Source organism: Stutzerimonas chloritidismutans (genome assembly GCF_038562055.1).
Classification (GTDB): domain Bacteria; phylum Pseudomonadota; class Gammaproteobacteria; order Pseudomonadales; family Pseudomonadaceae; genus Stutzerimonas; species Stutzerimonas chloritidismutans_A.
In genome coordinates, this window is the sequence record NZ_JBCFXD010000001.1 from 293,306 (window position 1) to 313,760 (window position 20,455).

Annotated in this window: 19 protein-coding genes; 4 read left to right on the forward strand and 15 right to left on the reverse strand. The window is 61.5% G+C overall.

Translation table 11 applies throughout. The features are described 5' to 3' along the window. The first annotated feature begins 42 nt into the window (after positions 1–42). The gene (gene dbpA / locus AAGW23_RS01310) at positions 43–1,422 is read left to right on the forward strand and encodes an ATP-dependent RNA helicase DbpA (protein ID WP_342404541.1); all 1,380 of its coding nucleotides are present in this window, start codon (positions 43–45) and stop codon (positions 1,420–1,422) included. 157 nt (positions 1,423–1,579) lie between these two features. Here the strand turns inward: dbpA and AAGW23_RS01315 are convergent, their stop codons facing one another. Beyond that, positions 1,580–3,061 carry a PhoX family protein gene (locus AAGW23_RS01315; protein ID WP_342404542.1) on the reverse strand — a complete coding sequence of 494 codons (1,482 nt, stop codon included), beginning with the start codon at positions 3,059–3,061 and terminating at the stop codon, positions 1,580–1,582. Positions 3,062–3,256: 195 nt separating this feature from the next. On the opposite strand from AAGW23_RS01315, the gene yccS reads away from it, so the two are divergent. Next, positions 3,257–5,440 carry a YccS family putative transporter gene (yccS, locus tag AAGW23_RS01320; protein WP_342404544.1) on the forward strand — a complete coding sequence of 728 codons (2,184 nt, stop codon included), beginning with the start codon at positions 3,257–3,259 and terminating at the stop codon, positions 5,438–5,440. Here the strand turns inward: yccS and AAGW23_RS01325 are convergent. Further along, entirely contained in the window at positions 5,437–6,189 is a 753-nt protein-coding gene (locus AAGW23_RS01325) for a substrate-binding periplasmic protein (RefSeq protein WP_342404545.1), read from the reverse strand. The two genes, yccS and AAGW23_RS01325, sit on opposite strands and share 4 nt — an antisense overlap. 157 nt (positions 6,190–6,346) lie before the next feature. On the opposite strand from AAGW23_RS01325, the gene AAGW23_RS01330 reads away from it, so the two are divergent. Then, positions 6,347–7,531, forward strand: coding sequence for an NAD(P)/FAD-dependent oxidoreductase (locus tag AAGW23_RS01330; protein WP_342404546.1), 1,185 nt, complete (start codon positions 6,347–6,349; stop codon positions 7,529–7,531). A 4-nt stretch (positions 7,532–7,535) separates the two neighbouring features. On the opposite strand, the gene AAGW23_RS01335 is transcribed toward AAGW23_RS01330, so the two are convergent. The 6 genes from AAGW23_RS01335 to AAGW23_RS01360 all read right to left on the reverse strand — a co-directional run bounded on the left by AAGW23_RS01335 (position 7,536) and on the right by AAGW23_RS01360 (position 12,371). Beyond that, positions 7,536–7,724, reverse strand: coding sequence for a hypothetical protein (locus AAGW23_RS01335; protein ID WP_046161648.1), 189 nt, complete (start codon positions 7,722–7,724; stop codon positions 7,536–7,538). 75 nt (positions 7,725–7,799) lie between these two features. After that, positions 7,800–8,105, reverse strand: coding sequence for a hypothetical protein (locus AAGW23_RS01340; protein WP_342404548.1), 306 nt, complete (start codon positions 8,103–8,105; stop codon positions 7,800–7,802). Positions 8,106–8,261: 156 nt separating this feature from the next. Further along, a complete protein-coding gene (locus AAGW23_RS01345) occupies positions 8,262–10,472 on the reverse strand; it encodes a putative bifunctional diguanylate cyclase/phosphodiesterase (RefSeq protein ID WP_342404549.1) in 2,211 nt (736 codons plus the stop codon). A gap of 208 nt (positions 10,473–10,680) precedes the next feature. Beyond that, the gene (locus AAGW23_RS01350; RefSeq protein ID WP_342404551.1) at positions 10,681–11,154 is read right to left on the reverse strand and encodes a hemerythrin domain-containing protein; all 474 of its coding nucleotides are present in this window, start codon (positions 11,152–11,154) and stop codon (positions 10,681–10,683) included. Positions 11,155–11,270: 116 nt separating this feature from the next. Then, positions 11,271–11,549, reverse strand: a complete 279-nt coding sequence (locus AAGW23_RS01355; RefSeq protein ID WP_102836714.1) for a DUF3509 domain-containing protein — start codon at positions 11,547–11,549, stop codon at positions 11,271–11,273. Positions 11,550–11,750: 201 nt separating this feature from the next. Next, entirely contained in the window at positions 11,751–12,371 is a 621-nt protein-coding gene (locus AAGW23_RS01360; RefSeq protein ID WP_342404552.1) for a class I SAM-dependent methyltransferase, read from the reverse strand. Between the two features lie 214 nt (positions 12,372–12,585). Here AAGW23_RS01360 and AAGW23_RS01365 point away from each other — a divergent pair, with 214 nt between their 5' ends. Then, the gene (locus AAGW23_RS01365; protein WP_342404553.1) at positions 12,586–12,963 is read left to right on the forward strand and encodes a response regulator; all 378 of its coding nucleotides are present in this window, start codon (positions 12,586–12,588) and stop codon (positions 12,961–12,963) included. 67 nt (positions 12,964–13,030) lie between these two features. Here the strand turns inward: AAGW23_RS01365 and fba are convergent, their stop codons facing one another. The 7 genes from fba to AAGW23_RS01400 form a co-directional block, all read right to left on the reverse strand. Next, a complete protein-coding gene (gene fba / locus AAGW23_RS01370) occupies positions 13,031–14,095 on the reverse strand; it encodes a class II fructose-bisphosphate aldolase (protein ID WP_342404554.1) in 1,065 nt (354 codons plus the stop codon). Positions 14,096–14,264: 169 nt separating this feature from the next. Further along, a complete protein-coding gene (locus tag AAGW23_RS01375) occupies positions 14,265–14,597 on the reverse strand; it encodes an MliC family protein (RefSeq protein ID WP_342404555.1) in 333 nt (110 codons plus the stop codon). 17 nt (positions 14,598–14,614) lie between these two features. Beyond that, the gene (locus tag AAGW23_RS01380; protein ID WP_342404556.1) at positions 14,615–14,809 is read right to left on the reverse strand and encodes a hypothetical protein; all 195 of its coding nucleotides are present in this window, start codon (positions 14,807–14,809) and stop codon (positions 14,615–14,617) included. 102 nt (positions 14,810–14,911) lie between these two features. Then, a complete protein-coding gene (locus AAGW23_RS01385) occupies positions 14,912–16,072 on the reverse strand; it encodes a phosphoglycerate kinase (RefSeq protein WP_148925432.1) in 1,161 nt (386 codons plus the stop codon). Positions 16,073–16,133: 61 nt separating this feature from the next. Then, positions 16,134–17,180, reverse strand: coding sequence for an erythrose-4-phosphate dehydrogenase (gene epd, locus AAGW23_RS01390; RefSeq protein ID WP_342404557.1), 1,047 nt, complete (start codon positions 17,178–17,180; stop codon positions 16,134–16,136). 159 nt (positions 17,181–17,339) lie between these two features. Beyond that, positions 17,340–19,337: a transketolase gene (gene tkt / locus AAGW23_RS01395; protein ID WP_342404558.1), complete on the reverse strand. Its 1,998-nt coding sequence runs from the start codon at positions 19,335–19,337 to the stop codon at positions 17,340–17,342. A gap of 120 nt (positions 19,338–19,457) precedes the next feature. Further along, positions 19,458–20,378, reverse strand: a complete 921-nt coding sequence (locus tag AAGW23_RS01400; RefSeq protein WP_342404559.1) for a LysR substrate-binding domain-containing protein — start codon at positions 20,376–20,378, stop codon at positions 19,458–19,460. Between the last annotated feature and the right edge of the window lie 77 nt (positions 20,379–20,455).

Sequence of the window (20,455 nt, forward strand, 5' to 3'; positions counted from 1 at the left end):
GCCTGCTAGACTGCGCTTCACTTTTTCCAGCAGATCTCAACCGTGCCCAGTTCAGCCTTCGCCACCCTGCCCCTCAGCCCTGCAACGCTGGCCAACCTCGACGCGCTTGGCTATGCCGAGATGACGCCGATCCAGGCACAAAGCCTGCCGGTCATGCTCAAGGGCATGGACCTCATCGCGCAGGCCAAGACCGGCAGCGGCAAGACCGCCGCCTTCGGTATTGCACTGCTGGAGCCGATCAATCCGCGCTATTTCGGCTGTCAGGCGCTGGTGCTTTGCCCGACCCGCGAGCTGGCCGATCAGGTGGCCAAGGAACTGCGCCGGCTGGCGCGCTCTGCTGAGAACATCAAGATCCTAACGCTGTGCGGCGGCGTATCCATCGGCCCACAGATCGGTTCGCTGGAACATGGCGCGCACGTGATTGTCGGTACGCCTGGACGCGTGCAGGAGCATTTGAAAAAAGGCTCACTGAAACTCGACGGCCTGAACAAGCTGATCCTCGACGAAGCCGACCGCATGCTCGACATGGGCTTCTACGACGCGATTGCCGAAATCATCGGGCAGACCCCGAGCAAGCGCCAGACCCTGCTGTTCTCGGCGACCTACCCCACCGGCATCAAGCAACTCGCATCGACCTTCATGCGTGATCCGCAGCAGGTCAAGGTCGAAGCCCTGCATGACGACACCCAAATCGAGCAGCGCTTCTACGAGATCGATCCCGAAGCACGCATGCAGGCCGTTATTCATGTACTGGCCAGTTTCCGACCGGAGACCTGCGTGGCCTTCTGCTTCACCAAACAGCAGTGCCAGGAACTGGTCGACGCCCTCACCGCGAAAGGCATCTCTGCCATGGCCCTGAACGGCGACCTCGAACAGCGCGACCGTGACCAGGTGCTGGCCATGTTCAGCAACCGCAGCCTGTCGGTGCTGGTGGCCACCGACGTCGCCGCCCGCGGGCTGGATATCGACGCGCTGGACATGGTGATCAACGTCGAGCTGGCGCGTGATTCGGAGATTCATATTCATCGAGTTGGGCGTACCGGTCGTGCCGGCAAGAAAGGCATCGCCGTCAGCCTGGTCGCCCCGGCCGAAGGTCATCGCGCCCAGGCCATCGAGGACAGGCAGAAAGCGCCGCTCAACTGGCGGCCACTGAGCGAGCTGAACGTGCAGCCCGGCGGGCCGTTGCAGCCGCCGATGGTGACGCTGTGCATCGGTGCTGGGCGCAAGGACAAGCTGCGACCGGGCGACATCCTTGGCGCGCTGACAGGCGATGCAGGGATTCCCGGCAAACAGGTAGGCAAGATTGCGATCTTCGACTTCCAGGCGTTCGTCGCGGTCGAGCGTGACGTGGCCAAGCAGGCCTTGAATCGCCTCAATTCCGGCAAGATCAAAGGCCGCTCGCTGAAAGTCCGCACGCTCTAATCAAACGGGAAGACAGGTGCCTGCCGCATCTCGTGCACAGGCTCGTGTCGTAACGGAGTGCCGCCCCGAAGAAGCAACGCCAGCTCACTCGAACGACCGAGCGAACGGCGCTGCTGGCGAGCCGAGCAGTCCTCGCTCGACTCGCTGATAGTGCGGATTACAGCGAACCGCGAGCCCAGGGACCCCAGATGGCAAAGGTGATGCCGGGGGTCTGGATGTTGACGAACAGGAAGTGTCCGGTCGGATCGAAGCAGGCGCCGCAGAACTCACGGTTGCGGTAGTCGCCGCCCGAAGCGTTCTTCCCGGCCGCAGCGGCCTGGACGTCATCGAACACCACGTTGTTCTTGGCGAAGATGTACGCCTCCCCCGCGGTGGTCAGGCCCAGCAGGCGTTCGCCAAAGCCGAACGCGTCCTGCACACCACCACCGTCTTCGCACAGAAGCACACCGCCGCGCGGGCTGACCGTAATGTTGTCCGGGTTGTTGGCGATTTCGGCGTCGGTGGAAGCGAAGATGCAGGTCAAGCGGTCATTCGCCAGATCGTGCATCCACACCGCCCCACGGCCGTAGCCGGGGCGGCCCTGACTGTCGGTACCGGCACTGGTGTCGACAATGTAGAGCTTGCCCTCGCTGTACCAGATGCCTTCGCCGCGGCTCATGCTCAGGCCGCCGGCCTGACGCGCCTGAACATAAGGGCCGCTGCCTTCGGGCTGAGGCTCGAGGTCCGGATTCGATATTTCCACCCATTCCAGCTGATAGCTGTCGCCCTGCTTCGGCGCATGCAGGTCGATCAACGCACGATTACGCACCCGAGCGGCTTGCAGTATTCCACCCGAGACAAGTGAACCTGGCTGCTGGCTCGCGTCCGTGGGGATATAGCGGTAATAGCCGGATTGGTTGCGGGCATCTTCCGTCAAATAGACATAGCTGTTACGCGGGTCCACTGCGACCGCTTCGTGCCGAAAGCGACCCATCTGCACGATAGGCTGGCCAGTGGTAAGCGCCGGGTCGGCCGTCACCTCAAACACATAGCCGTGGGCACGACCACCCACACTGCGGTAGTCAGACGTGTTCTCTTCACAGGTTAACCAGGTGCCCCAAGGCGTGACACCGCCGGCGCAGTTGGTACGGGTGCCACCGAGACTCGGCAGGGTGCGTACCGGCTGCATGATGTCGCGGGAAACGTAGAGGTTGGTTGTTCCGCCGGCCGGACGCTGGCCGTTGGAGAGGGTCACCTCATCATAAATGCCGGTGGCGTCGATCAGCGGACCGGTGCTGGCTTCATGGTTACGCACCAGCACGATTTCCGGGCCATGCTGGCCGCGACGCACCTCGATGACGCCCATGCCGTCATGCGACGTGGGCACTGGCTGACCGTTTTCCATCAGGTCACCCGTCCATGAAAAGCTTTTGTACTGGAACCCATCGGGCAGCTGGAGCAGTTCCAGACCGGTGCTCAGGTCCTTGGCCGGACGCAACGGGCCGTAGCTGCTGCGAACCAGGCCGGCGCCGCGACCTTGTGCGTTACGCGCTGCGAAGGCTTCCAGCGTGCCGAGAAACGGCGTACTGGCGACGACGGCGGCGGTGATAGCGCCACCTTTGAGCAGGCTGCGGCGGCTGGCATCGTGTTCACGGTTCATGCGGTGTCCTCTTTTATAGGAATGGGAGGGGGCGCATGAATGAAGCCTGACGAATACGGCTAAACGATGACCGTGCGGTTTCGTTCCGATGATGCGAGACGGATGGACGGTATAAGCTTTGCTTCGCTTGCCGTGACGTCAGTAAACGGCTGGCGTCCAACCTTCCTCTTCTCCCAGTCAGGTCCGACTCGTTCTATGCGCTCACCCTCGCTCAGCCATTCCCTGCGCCAGCTATGGGCACTGGACAAGTTCGGCTACAGCCTTCGCGTACTGATCGCACTGGCCGGCAGCATGGGATTGAGCTGGTATCTCTCCCAGCCAGCGATGGCGATTCCCTTGTTTCTCGGCGTCATCGCCAGCGCCCTGGCGGAAACCGACGACAGCTGGCTAGGGCGGCTTTCGGCGCTGCTGGTCACGCTGATGTGCTTCAGCATTGCCGCGGTTTCGGTGCAATTGCTGTTCCCCTTCCCGCTGCTCTTTGCGCTCGGCATGGCGGCTGCAGCGTTCAGCCTGGTGATGCTCGGCGCGCTGGGCGAACGCTACGCAACCATCGCCCAGGCGACGCTGATTCTCTCGATCTACAGCATGATCGCAGCCGACCAGCGTGGCGGCGAGGCGCTGCATCCCTGGCGCGACCCGCTGCTGTTATTGGCGGGCGCGACCTGGTACGGCCTGCTTTCCGTCGTTTGGAATGCGCTCTTTTCGCACCAGCCCGTACAGCAAAGTCTGGCCCGCCTGTACCGGGAGCTGGGGCAGTACTACAAACTCAAGGCCGCCCTGTTCGAGCCGGTGCGCCAGCTGGATGTGGAAGAACGTCGGCTGCAACTGGCGCAGCAGAATGGCCGAGTGGTCAGCGCGCTGAACGCCACCAAGGAAACCCTTTTGCATCGCCTGGGCAATGGTCGGCCTGGGGTAAAAATCAGCCACTATCTCAAGCTCTACTTCCTTGCACAGGACCTGCACGAACGCGTCAGCTCCTCGCACTACCCTTACCAAGAGCTGGCAGAGGCGTTCTTTCACAGCGACGTGCTGTTTCGCTGCGGCCGGCTGCTGCGCTTGCAGGGCGTGGCCTGCACGGACCTGGCGAATGCCGTCCAACTGCGCCAGCCGTTTCGCTACAGCGAAGCCAATGCACAGGCGCTGGCGGATCTGGAGTCATCGCTCGAACACCTGCGGCTGCAGAGCAACCCGGCGTGGCGCGGGCTGTTGCGCTCATTGCGCGCGCTTTCCGGGAACCTGTCGACCATGCAGCGTCAGCTGTCCACGGCGAACAACCCTGACGCTCTGGAAGGGGAACAGGACAGCAGCCTGCTGGATCGGCAGCCGCAGTCGTTGCGGGATGCGTTCAACCGTATCCGCTTGCAGCTGACACCCACCTCGCTCCTGTTCCGCCACGCCTTGCGCATGAGCCTGGCGCTGCTTTGCGGCTATGCCGTGCTTCACACAATCCACCCCGAACAGGGCTATTGGGTGCTGCTGACGACGGTGTTCGTCTGCCAGCCCAATTACGGCGCCACGCGGATCAAGCTGGTCCAGCGCGTAACGGGCACGGCGCTCGGCCTGGCCGTCGGCTGGGCGCTGTTCGACCTGTTTCCCAGCCAGCAGATACAGGCACTGTTCGCCGTGATCGCCGGCGTCGTGTTCTTCGCTACCCGAAGCAGCCGCTATACCCTGGCGACCGCGGCGATCACGCTGCTGGTGCTGTTCTGCTTCAACCAGGTGGGTGATGGTTACGGGTTGTTCTGGCCGCGGCTGGTCGACACCATCCTGGGCAGCCTGATCGCCGCGGCCGCCGTGTTCCTCGTCCTGCCGGACTGGCAGGGCCGGCGCCTCAATCAGGTCGTGGCCAATACCCTGGCACGCAGTGCCGATTATCTGCGGCAGATCATGGCGCAGTATGAGAGCGGCAAACGCGACGATCTGGCCTATCGACTGGCACGGCGCAACGCACACAACGCGGACGCAGCGCTGTCGACCACCTTGTCGAACATGCTTCTGGAGCCTGGGCATTTCCGCAAGGACGCAGAAACCGGCTTTCGCTTCCTGATCCTCTCGCATACGCTGCTCAATTACCTGTCAGGCTTGGGCGCGCACCGCGAGAGCCTGCCCGACGATGCGCGTGACGAAATGCTGGAAAGCGCAGCACAGCAATTGGCGAGCAGCCTCGACGAGTTGGCCAACGGGCTGCAACACGACCAGCCAGTTGCCGTTTACAGCGAAGCTGAGGAAGCGCTGGCGCAGCAGCTGGAGCAAACTTCCGAAGACATCGACGACAGCCATCGTCTGTTGCAGACCCAACTGGGATTGATCTGCCGGCAACTGGCACCGCTACGCAGCATGGCCGCACACCTCATCAAGCAGCCGAAGGCGCGGCGCTAAGGCAACGCCAAGGGTGCGGGCAAGCCATGACGATGGAAGATCGCCGCGTAGCTGCCGTCTTCCACCATCGCGGCGATCTCCCGGTTGAACGCCGCGAGGATTGCTGCCTGCTGAGGGTGATCGTTGCGCACGACCAGCGACAGTTCCAGCAGGTTGAACTCACCCGGCAGAAACGACAGTTCATCTCTGGCGCCTGCCAGTTCGCGATTGAAATGGAAAGACGCGGTTCGCTCATCTTCCAGCGTCAGGTCAGCTCGGCCGGCGAGCAGCATGCGCGCCGCTTGCACGAAATCGGCCGCGTACCCCCTGATCAGTCGCGCATCGGTTTGCAAGCCGCTGCCGTAGAAATAGCCGCGGCTCAACACGATCCGCAAACCTATCAGACTGTCTATGCCGTCATAACGAATGTGACTGTCGCGGCGTTGAACCCAGCGCACGCGGTTGGTCAGGAATGGCCTTGAGCTGCGGGAGTAGCTGACACGGTCCGCGGCAGGCCAATCATTAATCATGTCGTAGCGCCCATCTTTCAGCCCGAGCAGCGCACGCTCCCAGGGCACCTCACGGTATTCGACGCGGTAGCCGGCGCGGCCCAGTGCCGTGCGGATAAGATCGACCGATAGCCCCTGCTCCGGCAAGGCTCGGTCCGTATAAGGCGGCCAGACACTTCCGGCCAGGCGCAACGTCTCGGCCGAGAGCGAAGTGCTTGTCAGCAGCAAGACCAACCACAGATAACGCCTGAACTCCGTCACAGCACCCTCGCGACATTACTAGCGACACGCCATCATCCACTTAGCAAAGCACAAAGCGAGCCGAACGCAGTGGTCGTTTTGTCGGCTGTCACCAACCCTGGCTGCAGCGGTGCGGCGGCAGGAGTACTATCTCGCGTTTTCTGCTTGGGGGTGCTTGGTGGTGCAAACGGATGTGGTGGTAATCGGCGCAGGGGCTGCAGGGCTGATGTGCGCTTTCACGGCAGCCACCCGGGGCAGACGGGTCCTGCTCATCGACCACGCCAACAAGGCCGGCAAGAAGATCCTCATGTCAGGCGGAGGTCGCTGCAACTTCACCAATCTCTATACCGAGCCGGCCAACTTCCTTTCCGGCAACTCGCATTTCTGCAAATCCGCGCTCGCCCGCTATACCCAGTGGGACTTCATCGAGATGGTCAGCCGTCATGGTGTGCCCTACCACGAGAAAAAACTGGGCCAGTTGTTCTGCGATAACAAGGCAAGCGACATCCTTGGCATGCTGCTCGACGAGTGCGAGCAAGCCGGCGTCGACCTGCGGCTCGATACGGCGGTACAACAGATCGACAAAGCAGAAGATGGCTATCAGCTGCAGACTGATTCAGGACCGGTAACCTGCCAGTCGCTGGTGATCGCCACGGGCGGTTTGTCGATCCCGACCCTCGGCGCGAGCGGATTCGGTTATCAAGTGGCGCGGCAGTTCGGCCACACCCTGCTGCCGACCCGCGCAGGGCTGGTGCCCTTCACCATCACCGAGCCACAACTTAAGTCGATGTGCGAAGCGCTGTCGGGGACTTCAGTCGAGGATTGCCTGGTCAGCTGCAACGGCCAGAGCTTCCGCGAAAACATCCTGTTCACCCATCGCGGGCTGTCCGGTCCGGCGATTCTGCAGGTCTCCTCCTACTGGGAGCCGGGCGACGCGATTGAAATCAATCTGTTGCCGCATCTGAACCTGAGCGAGTGGTTGGAAGAGCAACGCCGCGAGCGCCCCAATACCGAACTGAAGACCCTGCTCGGCGAACTGTTCACGCGCAAGATGGCCGGGCTCTTGGCGGAACACTGGTTCACCTCTAAACCCGTGAAGCAGTATTCAGCCAACGAACTGACCGAGATCGCCGAGCGCCTGGCCTGCTGGCGGCTGGTGCCGGCGGGCACCGAGGGCTACCGCACCGCCGAGGTGACCCTCGGCGGCATCGATACCAGGGAAGTCTCATCCAAGACGATGGAATCGCAGAAGTCGCCGGGGCTGTATTTCGTCGGCGAGGTACTCGACGTCACCGGCCACCTCGGCGGCTTCAACTTCCAGTGGGCCTGGGCCTCGGGTTACGCCGCGGCGCAGTACGTCTGACCCACTACTGATTGGTCATGTTGGAAGGCGGCGAGATTTCCCGCGGGCCGGCCGGGTCGGTCGCCGTGTTCTGGTACTCCTGCTGGTTCCGTTCGACATTGCGCAGCGCCGACGGCTCGTCGTCTGGCGAGCAGCCGACCAGTGTCAATGCGAGCGGAAGTGCTGCAGTGATGGCAATCAGTCTGGATTTCATATCAGTTCTCCTGCCGTGCAGTGCGCCAGCCTCATGCTGGCGGCTTCGGCACATGCATTCAGATCATTCGGAAGTTTACTGAGCAGCGCCTGATGCGCCGCGTGTGGTGTTAGGTGCGGTTCTCGCCCCGGACGCAGTGCCCAGACCGCTGCCGTTGTCCGCTGGTGCTGTATCCATGTTGCCCTCTGCACCGGTCGCCAACGGCGCACCGGCATCAGGACCAGCACCCGCTCCATCGTTGGAGGGTGGCGCACCGGTGAACGGCGGCTCAGGCTTTGCGATCGCAGCCTCAGGCGTCGCCACCTCCCGCTCAGCATCATCCTGCCCGCAACCCACCAAAACCAGGCCAAGCACAGGCGCAAACAGATAGGCCAATCGCATCAATACCTCCAAAGCGTCTAGCCCGCGAATAGCTGGCGGGCATGAGTCAGTTCTTAAGAAAATTGACCCTGCAGACAGCGTGGAGTGCCCCGTTCGAGCGCCCAGGCCGCCCGACGGTTGCGAATGGCTGCCCTCAGTACTCGATAGGCAAGCGAGCTAGGCCGACACGGCCAGCTGCCATAGGCCGTCGACACAGTGGTCATTACGGAAGCTCCGGCGCAGGTCGACAGCTGACAAGGGTCGGCTGAACAGATATCCCTGAGCGTACTGGCAGTGTTCAGTCTCGAGAAATGCCAACTGTTTGGGCTCTTCTACGCCCTCGGCGACCACCGTCAGATCCAGACTCTGGCCCAGCCGGATGATGGCCCGGCTGATCACGGCGGAATCCGCATCTTCAGCCACCCCGGCAATGAAACTGCGGTCGACCTTAAGAATGTGCAGAGGAAACTGCTTCAGATAGCCGAGCGAGCAGTAGCCAGTGCCGAAATCATCCAGCGCCAGCCGTACACCGAGGTTGGCGATCTCCTGCAGGGTCGCCAGCACCGCATCACTGTGCTGCATCAACAGGGTCTCGGTGATCTCCAGCACCAGGCTCGAAGCGGGCAGCTGCGTCTCGCCAAGTATCGCGATCAGACGGTGGATGAAGTCCGCCTGCTGCAGCTGCCTGATTGACAGATTCACCGAGCAGTAGAGCTGCGCCTGACCGGTCTGCTGCCAGCGACGGACCTGCGCGCAGGCCTCGCGCAACACCCACTCGCCGACGCGCACGATCTCGCGGGACTCCTCGAGGATCGAGATGAACTCCTGGGGGCCGACCGAGCGCCCGTCATGCTGCCAGCGCAGCAGTGCCTCGACCCCGGCCAGATGGGCCTGACCATCAACCAGGCGACATATCGGTTGGTAACAGAGGGTGAATTCGTTGCGCTCAAGCGCCTGCGCCAGATTGCTCTGCAGCTCCAGCTGACGCTGCGCCGTGCTTTGCAGCCCCTCGCAGTACAAGGCGAACTGGTTCTTGCCGGCGTCCTTGGCACGGTACAGCGCCAGATCGGCTGCTTGCAGGGCATCCAGCGGTTTGCCATCACGCTGCAGCGGTGCGATACCAATGCTGGCCGTGAGCGTCAGCGTCTGCTCAGCCAGCTGCAACGGCGCGCGCAGTGCATTGAGCATGCGCTGTGCCACGCGCTCGGCGTCGCTGGCGCAGGCAAGGTCGCCGAGCAGGGCCACGAATTCGTCGCCACCGAAACGGGCGAGATGATCACCAGGACGTAGGCAGCCGGAGAGACGCCGGGCAACCTCCACCAGGACCTGATCGCCGACACGGTGACCCAGGCTGTCATTGATCAGTTTGAAACGATCAACGTCGACGAACAGCAGCGCAGAGTCGCGCACTCCACTACGCTGCTGTGCGGCGCTGAGAAGCTCATCCATGTGCAGACGATTCGCCAACCCGGTCAGCGGATCGTGACGGGCCGCGTGATGAAGGCAGCTTTCGGCGATCTTGCGCGCACTGATGTTGGTCTGCGAGCCGGCCATGCGCCGCCCGCTGCGTTCGCAATGCTCGACCACGCCGCGTACCTGCACCCAAAGGTACTCGCCGTAGTGAGTTTGAATGCGGTACTCGTGGTTCAGCGCTGCGGTACGGCCACCCAAGTGCGCGGAAATGGCTTCGCGCAAGCCAGCCAGGTCATCCGGATGGACCCGCTTGAACCAGCTGTCGCTGGTGTATCCGGGCTCGGCGGAAAGGCCCAGCATGGCCATCCAGCGTTCGGAGAGATAGAGCTGATCGGCATCGATGTGCCAGTCCCAGATGCCGTCCTCGGTGCCCCTCAAGGCGCGGGCCAGGCGTGCCTCACTGTCTTCCAGCGCCTGCCGCTGCGCCACCGTGTAGGTGTCGATGGCGAGGATCATGTCGAAGAACACCGCCTTGAGCAGGCTGTCGAACACCGCGTAACCCGACGCATCTCCCAGCAGCTCGGCCAGCATGTCGCCTAGATACAACCGGTAGGCGCCCAGATACCACTCCAGGTCGACGCCCACGCGCTGATGCACCAGCCCGACCAACAAGCGGTCCTTCACATAGCCGCGGTCGTACGGGCCGTTCCATAACCGTTCGTAATAGCTTCGCTGACTGTGCTTGAGCCGCACCAGTCGCTGGGGATCGGCCAGCATGGCGGCCGGGGTTTCGAACGCAGACAGGTGGGTATAGAGGCGTTCGATGAACCGGGCATGCGCATCATCCAGGTCGGCAGCGGCTCTGTTCAGCCTCTCGCCATCGCTGGACTGCCACTCCAGAAAGCGCGTACGCGTACTGATCACCTCAGGCCCGAGACCGATCCGCTCCAGCAGTTCCTTCAGCTCGTCTTCCATACGCCACCTACTCTGGAGCCGCAACGCGAGGCTCCTTTCGCTTGATCAGCTATGTGCAGGCAAATCCAGCACCAAGTAGCACTACGCCATCAAGACTGACAGTAGCGCTGAGCGGGAATGTTGATGCAGATCAGCGGGGCACAGAGAGGGGGCTACTGCTTTTGGTAAACACAGCTCGGCCGGGGCGTTGCGCCCCGGCGGCGATCAATCAGGCGGCCTGTTTCGCAGCGAATTCTTTCTTCAAACGGCTCTTGAGCGCTTCCATTTGTTGTCCCATCTCGTTCAGCTGGTCATCGCTGAACAACTCACGCGCGGTGGGAAACATTTCAGACTCTTCTTCCTCGATGTGGTGCTCGAGCAGCTCCTTGCAGACTTTTACTCGTCCGGAGAATTCGAGCGTCGCGGGATCAGTGGCCTTGAGGTCTGGCAATACCAGCGAATCGACTGCACGATGCTCTTCCTTGGCCTCGTGATACATGGTCTTCTCCTCTTTCCCACCCGCTTCCTTGAAGGCTGGATAGAGAATCTGTTCTTCCAACTGGGTATGGATCGACACTTCCATTTCCAGCTTCTGTAACAGTTCGGTGCGGGTCTTGACGGCACGCTCTGTGGTATCGGTGAGGCGCGTCAGGATGTCTTTGACCTTATCGTGGTCGTCGATCAACAGGTCGATTGCGTTCATTGGGATTTCCTCTAATCAGGTTTGCGCTGCATTCAGGCTCTTCGGTCTGATCGTCAGCGCTAGACAGGCACGTCCGAGTACGGCTGGCCTGTGGCAATACAGGCCAGCCGTCTGACTCAGGCGTACTCGTAGGTAGGCAGTCCGGTGCGGCTCTGGCTTTGCAGCCGGGCGATGGCGGGCGACATTCCCGCTTCCAGCGCCAGATCACGGCGGACCGAGCTGATGACCCATTCAAGCTGGATGTTCGTCTGGGTCTGTCCTTTGGACAGGGCCCGTTTGATGACGTCCCGATCATCGTTACGAAGCGTTAGCAGGAGCCCGCCATCAGGACGGGGCGCGGTGACGACTTCGAATTCGGGAAACGCGGCAGAGAGAACTTTTTCAGCGGCAATCATTATTGTGTACTCCGGTTATGTTCCAGCGTACGTAGCTAGAGCATCGATCATGCCAACCGGGCAAACATAAAAAATCCCATAATTTCAGAGACTTGCGTCACATAATGGCGCTTTGTACGCATGCAAAACGCATGACGGTTACGCTTACGGCATGCATTCTGCTGTGCGGAAGAACAAATATCGAAGTTCGCTGTCGAGCGCTCAGGCCTTGCGCCAGACGCTTGCAAGCCAGGGTTGTTGCTCGCGCGGCAGCCCTGGCGGGCGATAGTAGTGCTCCAATTCCATGAATCCGCCGGAATGCAGCAAGCGCTGCCACGTAGGCCAGTCGTACCAGGTGCCGTAGCGGGCGCCACTCCAGCCTTCCTGGTTGTCGCCGCGTGGATTGGAACAGAACAACACCCCGGCGGGCCGAAGCGCCGCGTGGAGCCTCGACAAAACGTCGGCGATTTCGCGACTGGGCAGATGAAACAGCACAGCATTGGCAAAAATGCCATCGAACGACTCGGCCGGAAGGTCCAGCTCGAGCAAGTTTTGATGCAGCACTTCACACCCCGTTTCGGCACGTGCCATTGTCACGAAGGGCTCTGCGCCGTCGAGGCCGACCGCAATATGCCCGCGCGCTATGAAGGCTTTGAGATCCCGCCCTGGCCCACAGCCGAGATCGAGAATACGCAGCGGCGCCTTGCCCTCAATGTGCCGGAGTAACGCATCGATGTTCTGGCTGACGTCGTGGTCTCGAGTCCCATCGCGAAAGGCCTCGGCGTTGGTGCGATAGTCGTCCAGCGTCAGTTCCGAAATAGCGCGATGGTTTTCGTCAGGCATAAGGGAACTCCAGCGATGAAAAGGGGAGCCTAACTACTCGACTGCCGGTTGCCAATGCATGTGGCATCGCGGAAAGTTCGCCAAATCGCAGCAAACGATTGACGAGCAGCTGCACATCGCTGAACTTGCGGAGCGGCGTTCGCTCCAACGCTGATCCGCGTGGATTAATACCCCTACCGCACTATGTTTAAGAAATACATCGAGAATCGCTCCGATGAGCCAAGCACACAAGAAAGTCGTTCTACTCGTCGAAGACGAACCTCACATCCTTTCCCTGCTGTCTGATTACCTCGCTGGCGAAGGCTATAAGGTACTGGAGGCCGCAGATGCGCCGCGAGCCTTCGAGATTCTGGCAACAAAGCCGCAACTCGATCTGCTGGTGACTGATTTTCGTCTTCCTGGCGGCGTGTCTGGCGTAATGATCGCGGAGCCTGCATTGAAGCTGCGCCCCGATCTGAAGGTCATCTTCATCAGCGGCTACCCGATCGAGATCCATGAATCAGGCAGCGAGATTGCGCGCTCCGCGCCGATTCTGGCCAAGCCGTTCTCACTGGACTCTTTGCGCAGCCAGATTCAGCAGCTGCTGGCCTGACCCAAGGTACTACACCCCCAAACGCAACGAGCCCGCACTAGGCGGGCTCGTTATTCAACGCAGCGACTCAGTTGACCTTGGGATCCAGCTCGCCGCGTGCATAGCGCTCAAACATGCCTTCCAGGGAGATGGGCTTGATCTTCGAACCGTTGCCGGCGGTGCCGAACGCTTCGTAACGCGCGATGCAGATGTCACGCATGGCGGTCACGGTCTTGGCGAGATACTTACGCGGATCGAATTCGCTGGGGTTCTTTGCCATGAATTCGCGGATCGCGCCGGTCGAAGCCAGGCGCAGGTCGGTGTCGATGTTGACCTTGCGCACGCCGTACTTGATGCCTTCGACGATCTCCTCGACCGGCACGCCGTAGGTTTCCTTGATGTCGCCACCGTACTCATTGATGATTTTCAACCAGTCCTGCGGAACAGAGGACGAACCGTGCATCACCAAATGGGTATCCGGGATGCGCTGGTGAATTTCCTTGATGCGCTGGATCGACAGGGTGTCGCCGGTTGGCGGCTTGGTGAACTTGTACGCGCCGTGGCTGGTGCCGATGGCGATGGCCAGAGCGTCGACCTTAGTCTTGGCGACGAAGTCAGCAGCCTCTTCCGGATCGGTCAGCAGCTGGCTGTGATCCAGCGTGCCTTCGGCGCCGACGCCGTCTTCTTCACCGGCCATACCGGTTTCCAGAGAGCCCAGGCAACCCAGCTCGCCTTCCACCGACACACCACAGGCGTGGGCGAAAGCAACGGTCTGCTGAGTGACGCGGACGTTGTATTCGTAGTCGGACGGCGTCTTGCCGTCTTCGCGCAGCGAGCCATCCATCATGACCGAGCTGAAGCCCAGCTGGATTGAGCGCTGGCAGATGTCAGGGCTGGTGCCGTGATCCTGGTGCATGACCACCGGGATATGCGGGAATTCTTCCACCGCGGCGAGAATCAGGTGGCGCAGAAACGGCGCGCCGGCGTATTTGCGAGCACCGGCCGAAGCCTGGACGATCACCGGGGAGTCGGTCTTATCGGCCGCTTCCATGATGGCTCGCATCTGCTCGAGGTTGTTTACGTTGAAGGCCGGCACGCCGTAGCCGAATTCGGCGGCGTGGTCGAGCATCTGGCGCATGCTGATGAGTGCCATGTTTTCCTTTCTCCCGGTTAGGGTCGATTAATCATGTAAAGCCTGCCGCAAGGGCTGACGGTGTTCAAGCACCGCGCGGCATGGCGCGGCATTGTAGTGGTGGACGGCTCAAAAGCCATCAGACCCGGTAAAAACGCCTTAAAACAGGAAGTTCGCCCGCTTTTTCCGATCAGATATTGATCAGCGACGCACTGCACCCATGGGCGAGCAGCTTGTCATCAGCCAGACGATAGACCAGCGCACCAGTCCCCTTGTCATGAAAGGCCACAACACCATCGCTATAGAAAGCACCACGGGTCACCGGTTCCTTGCGCAACCTATGAACCTGCTGGCTGTCGCCAATTTTCAGCTCCACCATCTGGTGACTGTCATCAGCATAGCGCCAGGCGATGTTTTGCTCGCTCTGACACTTCCAAGCTACAAAGGGCGCATCTGGACCGGATTGCCAGTGCCCACACCCTCCGAGCAGTAATGCAGCAATCGGAATGAGCAGACCTTTCATTGGTCCTCCTTGCTGGCTCAGGGACAATCCTGCATATCCGCGGCGGTTCCTGCAGTCGGGTCGCCCGTGCTTTGCATCTCGAGGCGTTGATCGTTCTGCGCAGTCGGGCTCTGTGCCGGTGGCGGGTCGATTACTTCGCAGAGCGAGTCCGGCGAACCTCCGGCACAACCGGCCAGGCCAATACAGCAAACAGCTATTGCGGCGAAACGCATGGTGAGTCTCCATTCCTCATCTGGACAGAACAGAGACAGCAACCCGTCGCAGGGGTTGCCTTTCGCCGTTACGTTTGTAACGACAAAAGGCCATCAGCGGCTTCAGTTCGCTCGTTGCTCCAGCACTTCAACAGCGGGCAGAACCTTGCCTTCGACGAACTCGAGGAAGGCGCCACCGCCAGTGGAGATATAGGAGATCTGCTCCGCGACACCGTACTTGTCGATAGCAGCCAGGGTGTCACCGCCACCGGCGATGGAAAACGCCGGGCTTTGGGCAATCGCCTGGGCCAGAACCTTGGTGCCGTTACCAAACTGATCAAACTCGAACACGCCGACGGGGCCATTCCAGAGGATGGTTTTAGAGGATTTCAGCAGCTCGGCAAAATTAGCAGCAGTCTGCGGACCGATGTCCAGAATCATGTCGTCTTCGGCTACGTCGGCGACTGCCTTGACGGTGGCTTCGGCGTCTTCGGCGAAGGCCTTGGCCACCACCACGTCGACCGGCAGCGGTACGCTGACCTTCGCGGCTATGGCTTTCGCGGTGTCGACCAGGTCCGCCTCATACAGCGACTTGCCCACCGGGTAGCCGGCCGCCGCAAGGAAGGTATTGGCGATGCCGCCGCCAACGATCAGCTGGTTGCAGACCTGGCTGAGACTGTTGAGCACGTCCAGCTTGGTCGAGACCTTGGAGCCAGCGACGATGGCCGCCATCGGCTGCGCCGGGCTCTTCAATGCCTTGCCCAGTGCATCCAGCTCAGCCGCGAGCAGCGGACCGGCGCAGGCAACCTTGGCAAACTTGGCGACGCCGTGGGTCGACCCCTGGGCACGGTGGGCAGTGCCGAAGGCGTCCATGACGAACACATCGCACAGCGCGGCGTACTTCTGCGCCAGCTCGTCGGTGTTCTTCTTCTCGCCCTTGTTGAAGCGCACGTTCTCCAGCAGCACCAGCTCGCCGGCCTGCACCTCGACGCCGTCGAGGTAGTCCTTGACCAGCGCCACTTCGCGACCGAGCGCCTTGCTCAGGTAATCGGCTACCGGCTTGAGGCTGTCTTCTTCGCTGTACACACCCTCTTCCGGACGGCCGAGGTGCGAGCAGACCAGCACCGCCGCGCCCTTCTCCAGCGCCAGCTTGATAGTCGGCAACGAGGCCAGGATGCGCGCGTCGCTTTTCACTGCGCCATCCTTGACCGGCACATTGAGGTCCTCGCGGATCAGCACGCGCTTACCCTGGAGGTCGAGGTCGGTCATCTTCAAAACGGTCATGTGATCTTCCTTAAGTTCAAGAACGGCGATGTATTCAAGCCGCAGGCGCCCGGCGCGGCGGCTAAGTGCGGTGGGCGGCGCGCAGATAATGATCGGCCACGTCGAGCATGCGATTGGCAAACCCCCATTCGTTGTCGAACCACGCCAACAGGTTTACCAGCCGTGGCCCAGAGGCGCGCGTCAGGCTGCCATCTACGATCGCCGAATGCGGGTCGTGATTGAAATCGCAACTGGCATGGGGCAACTCGGTATACGCGAGCAGGCCTTTCAACGGCCCGGATTCAGCGGCCTCCCGCAGGATCTGGTTGATCGTCGACGCATCGGTATCACGCGTCATCTGCAGCGTGATATCCAGACAGGACACGTTCACCGTTGGCACCCGCACGGCTTTGGCCTGAATCCGCCCCGAGAGTTCCGGCAGCAGGCGTTCAATGCCTTTTGCCAGGCCGGTGGAGACCGGAATCACCGACTGGAAGGCCGAGCGCGTGCGCCGCAGGTCATCGTGGTGATAGGCGTCGATCACTGGCTGATCATTCATCGCCGAGTGAATCGTGGTGATCGAAACGTAATCCAGACCAATCGCGTCGTTGAGCAGCTTGAGCAGCGGCACGCCGCAATTGGTCGTGCAGGATGCGTTGGATACCAGTCGCTCAGTGCCTGTCAGCTGCTGGTGGTTGATACCCATGACCACTGTCGCATCGACATCCGCGGCGCCGCTCATGGGCTGCGAGAACAACACCCGCGGCACCCCCGCAGCGAGAAAACTCTCCCCGCCGGCGCGGGTGTTGTAGGCGCCGGAACATTCCAGCACCAGATCCACCCCTAAAGCGCGCCAATCGATCGCTTCGGGCGTCGACTCACGCAACACTTTCACGCAGTGACCGTTCAGGTGCAGGCAATCGCCTTCTACGCCGACCTCGCCGGGAAAACGGCCATGGGTAGAGTCGAAACGGGTGAGGTACTCGAGACTGGCCATGTCGGCGAGGTCGTTGAGGGCGACGATTTCGAAATCGAAGGCGGCATTACGCTCGTAAAAAGCACGCAGCACGCAGCGGCCGATGCGGCCGTAACCGTTGAGGGCGATGCGGTAAGGGAGGGTTCGGGGCATTCGCGGCTCGTCTTGTGCAAGCTGGAAGCGGGAAGCCAAGGCCGGAAGTGGTTCGTACCGCCGCCACTGACAACCCTTTGCCGCCGCTTCTCAGCTGCTGTGATCTCGCAAAGCCGGAGCTGGAGGCCTTAAGCACGCCTCCAGCTTTCAGCATACCTATCAGTCTTCCAGCAGCTCTTCGGCAACCGCCAGGATGTTCTCGACGGTGAAGCCGAACTCCTCGAACAACTGGCCAGCCGGGGCCGATTCGCCGTAAGTAGTCATGCCGATGATGCGACCGTCGAGCCCGACGTACTTGTACCAGTAGTCCGCATGGGCCGCTTCGATGGCTATACGCGCGCCGACTTCCACCGGCAATACGTGCTGCTTCCATGCGGCGTCCTGGGCATCGAAGACACTGGTGCAGGGCATCGACACCACGCGGACCTTGCGGCCCTGCTCAGTCAGCTTGTCGTAGGCCTGAACGGCTAGCCCAACTTCCGAACCGGTGGAAATGAGGATCAGCTCCGGCTCGCCGACGCAGTTCTTGAGGATGTAACCACCCTTGGCAATGGACGCTTCGGTTTCGTTGTCGCGGATGTGATACGGCAGGTTCTGGCGCGAGAAGATCAGCGCGCTCGGGCCGTCCTTGCGTTCGACCGCATGCTTCCAGGCGACAGCGGACTCGACTGTGTCGGCCGGACGCCAGGTATCCAGATTCGGCGTGGTGCGCAGGCTGGTGAGCTGCTCGATCGGCTGGTGAGTCGGGCCGTCTTCGCCAAGGCCGATGGAGTCATGCGTGAAGACGTAGAGGACACGCTGCTTCATCAGCGCCGACATGCGCACCGCGTTGCGCGCGTACTCCATGAACATCAGGAAGGTGGCGCCGTAGGGAATCAGGCCGCCATGAAGGGCGACGCCGTTCATGATGGCGCTCATGCCGAACTCGCGCACGCCGTAGTACATGTAGTTGCCCGAGGCATCCTCGGCGACCACCGGCTTGCAGCCCTTCCACAGCGTCAGGTTGGAGCCGGCCAGATCCGCAGAGCCACCAAGCAGTTCCGGCAGCAGCGGGCCAAAAGCGTTCAGGCAGTTCTGGCTGGCCTTGCGGCTGGCAATGGTTTCGCCCTTGGTGGCGACTTCGCGAATGAACGCCGAAGCTTTCTCAGCGAAGTCTTCCGGCAGCTCGCCGGCCATGCGGCGCTTGAACTCGGCGGCCAGGGCCGGGAATTCGGTTTCGTAGGCAGCGAAGCGCTTGTTCCATTCGTTCTCGGCGTCCGCGCCCTTCTGCTTTGCATCCCACTCGGCGTAGATGTCAGCGGGGATTTCGAACGGGCCGTGCTTCCAGCCCAACGCCTCGCGGGTCAGGGCGATCTCGGCGTCGCCAAGCGCGGCGCCATGGGATTCTTCTTTGCCCTGCTTGTTCGGCGAGCCGAACCCGATGATGGTTTTGCAGCAGATCAACGTCGGGCGGTCGCTCTTACGCGCGGTTTCGAGGGCGATCTGAATTTCGTCGGCGTCATGGCCATTGACGTTACGAATGACCTGCCAGCCGTAGGACTCGAAGCGGCGCGGCGTGTCATCGGTGAACCAGCCATGGACTTCGCCATCAATGGAGATGCCGTTGTCGTCGTAGAAGGCGATCAGCTTGTTCAGCGCCAGGGTGCCAGCCAGGGAGCAGACTTCGTGGGAAATCCCTTCCATCAGGCAGCCGTCGCCCATGAACACATAGGTATGGTGGTCGACGATGTCGTGGCCGGGACGATTGAACTGTGCGGCCATAACCTTCTCAGCCAGGGCAAAGCCCACGGCGTTGGCCAGGCCCTGACCCAGCGGACCGGTGGTGGTCTCGACGCCAGCGGTGTAGCCGAACTCGGGATGGCCCGGGGTTTTGCTGTGCAATTGCCGGAAGTTCTTCAGGTCTTCGATGGACAGGTCGTAACCGGTCAGGTGCAGCAACGAGTAGATCAGCATCGAGCCGTGGCCGTTGGACAGCACGAAGCGGTCGCGGTCGGCCCATAGAGGGTTGGTCGGGCTGTGCTTCAGATGATCGCGCCAGAGAACCTCGGCGATGTCCGCCATGCCCATGGGGGCACCCGGGTGGCCGCTGTTGGCTTTCTGCACGGCATCCATGCTGAGGGCGCGGATGGCATTGGCTCGCTCACGACGGCTGGGCATCGCTGAATCTCCTGCGGGGTAGCTTCTGAAACGAAGGGGGCGGAAAAAGGCGACCATTTTCCCCTACCGGGGGTGGCGGGGCAATGACTGAATAAAGGGCCGTTTCGCTGGCGCGCACGCTCAGTCGAGCAGGGTGACGCCGCGGCTGTCGATATCCGGAAGATGCTGCAGGAGATAATCCTTCATGCGCGTGAGCGTCACCGGCGTTTCACCGGTGGCAGGCCAGACCAGGTAATAGCTGTCACCGGAGCGGACGGCCTGACTGAAAGGCAGCATCAGCGCCCCCTTCTGCAGCTCCGCATCCACCAGCGCCAGATCACCGATGGAAATCCCATGTCCTTGCGCCGCAGCGGAAATTCCCAGCTCCAGCGTGTCGAACAGCTTGCCCTGCTGCCAGGCGACAGCCTCCACCAGACCGACCCGCTGCAGCCAGCGGCGCCAATCTCGGCAGTCACGTGACGGGTGAATCAGCTCTGCATCAGCGAGGCGTGCAGCCGACCAGAGTGATCCCCCCTGATAATCCGGCGAACACACCGGCACCAGCCATTCATCGAACAACTTGATCCGGTTCCAGTCTGCCGGAAACCCGCCGTGTCCCAGCAGGATGGCGCAATCGAAGGGTTCGTTGTGGAAGTCCACCGAATCGAGGTCCATCCAGGCACTGGTCAGTTGCACGCGGTCCTGCGGATGGGTGAGCTGGAAATTTTCCAACGCACCGAGCAACCAGCGCATGGTCAGGGTCGAGGGCGCCTTCAGCCGGAGCGCGTCCTGCTGCCGATTGATGGCGATGCAGGCGTTCTCGATGGTTCGGAAGCCGACCTTGAGTTCCTGCGCCAGTAAACGTCCGGTGTCGGTCAGCGCCAACCGCGAACCGCGTCGCTCGAACAGCGAGCAACCGAGGCTTTCTTCCAACGTCTTCACGTGGCGACTGACCGCACTTTGGGTAATGCACAGGCTTTCAGCGGCCTGCGTAAATGACCCGAAGCGTGCCGCGACCTCAAAGGCACGCAGCGCGTACAGCGGCGGCATGCGCAACGTCATGCCCCCAGCCTCCGGCATGAGTAAAACTCATCGGAGATGGCCGTTTTTTCCATTTTGCAACCCTCCAGAGCCCACCA

What these genes read in the sequence shown, in the direction of transcription:
- AAGW23_RS01315 (WP_342404542.1), bottom strand. Translation starts at nt 3,061, where the DNA reads ATGAACCGTGAACACGATGCCAGCCGCCGCAGCCTGCTCAAAGGTGGC.
- yccS (WP_342404544.1), top strand. Translation starts at nt 3,257, where the DNA reads ATGCGCTCACCCTCGCTCAGCCATTCCCTGCGCCAGCTATGGGCACTG.
- AAGW23_RS01335 (WP_046161648.1), bottom strand. Translation starts at nt 7,724, where the DNA reads ATGAAATCCAGACTGATTGCCATCACTGCAGCACTTCCGCTCGCATTG.
- AAGW23_RS01340 (WP_342404548.1), bottom strand. Translation starts at nt 8,105, where the DNA reads ATGCGATTGGCCTATCTGTTTGCGCCTGTGCTTGGCCTGGTTTTGGTG.
- AAGW23_RS01345 (WP_342404549.1), bottom strand. Translation starts at nt 10,472, where the DNA reads ATGGAAGACGAGCTGAAGGAACTGCTGGAGCGGATCGGTCTCGGGCCT.
- AAGW23_RS01350 (WP_342404551.1), bottom strand. Translation starts at nt 11,154, where the DNA reads ATGAACGCAATCGACCTGTTGATCGACGACCACGATAAGGTCAAAGAC.
- AAGW23_RS01355 (WP_102836714.1), bottom strand. Translation starts at nt 11,549, where the DNA reads ATGATTGCCGCTGAAAAAGTTCTCTCTGCCGCGTTTCCCGAATTCGAA.
- AAGW23_RS01360 (WP_342404552.1), bottom strand. Translation starts at nt 12,371, where the DNA reads ATGCCTGACGAAAACCATCGCGCTATTTCGGAACTGACGCTGGACGAC.
- AAGW23_RS01365 (WP_342404553.1), top strand. Translation starts at nt 12,586, where the DNA reads ATGAGCCAAGCACACAAGAAAGTCGTTCTACTCGTCGAAGACGAACCT.
- fba (WP_342404554.1), bottom strand. Translation starts at nt 14,095, where the DNA reads ATGGCACTCATCAGCATGCGCCAGATGCTCGACCACGCCGCCGAATTC.
- AAGW23_RS01375 (WP_342404555.1), bottom strand. Translation starts at nt 14,597, where the DNA reads ATGAAAGGTCTGCTCATTCCGATTGCTGCATTACTGCTCGGAGGGTGT.
- AAGW23_RS01380 (WP_342404556.1), bottom strand. Translation starts at nt 14,809, where the DNA reads ATGCGTTTCGCCGCAATAGCTGTTTGCTGTATTGGCCTGGCCGGTTGT.
- AAGW23_RS01385 (WP_148925432.1), bottom strand. Translation starts at nt 16,072, where the DNA reads ATGACCGTTTTGAAGATGACCGACCTCGACCTCCAGGGTAAGCGCGTG.
- epd (WP_342404557.1), bottom strand. Translation starts at nt 17,180, where the DNA reads ATGCCCCGAACCCTCCCTTACCGCATCGCCCTCAACGGTTACGGCCGC.
- tkt (WP_342404558.1), bottom strand. Translation starts at nt 19,337, where the DNA reads ATGCCCAGCCGTCGTGAGCGAGCCAATGCCATCCGCGCCCTCAGCATG.
- AAGW23_RS01400 (WP_342404559.1), bottom strand. Translation starts at nt 20,378, where the DNA reads ATGACGTTGCGCATGCCGCCGCTGTACGCGCTGCGTGCCTTTGAGGTC.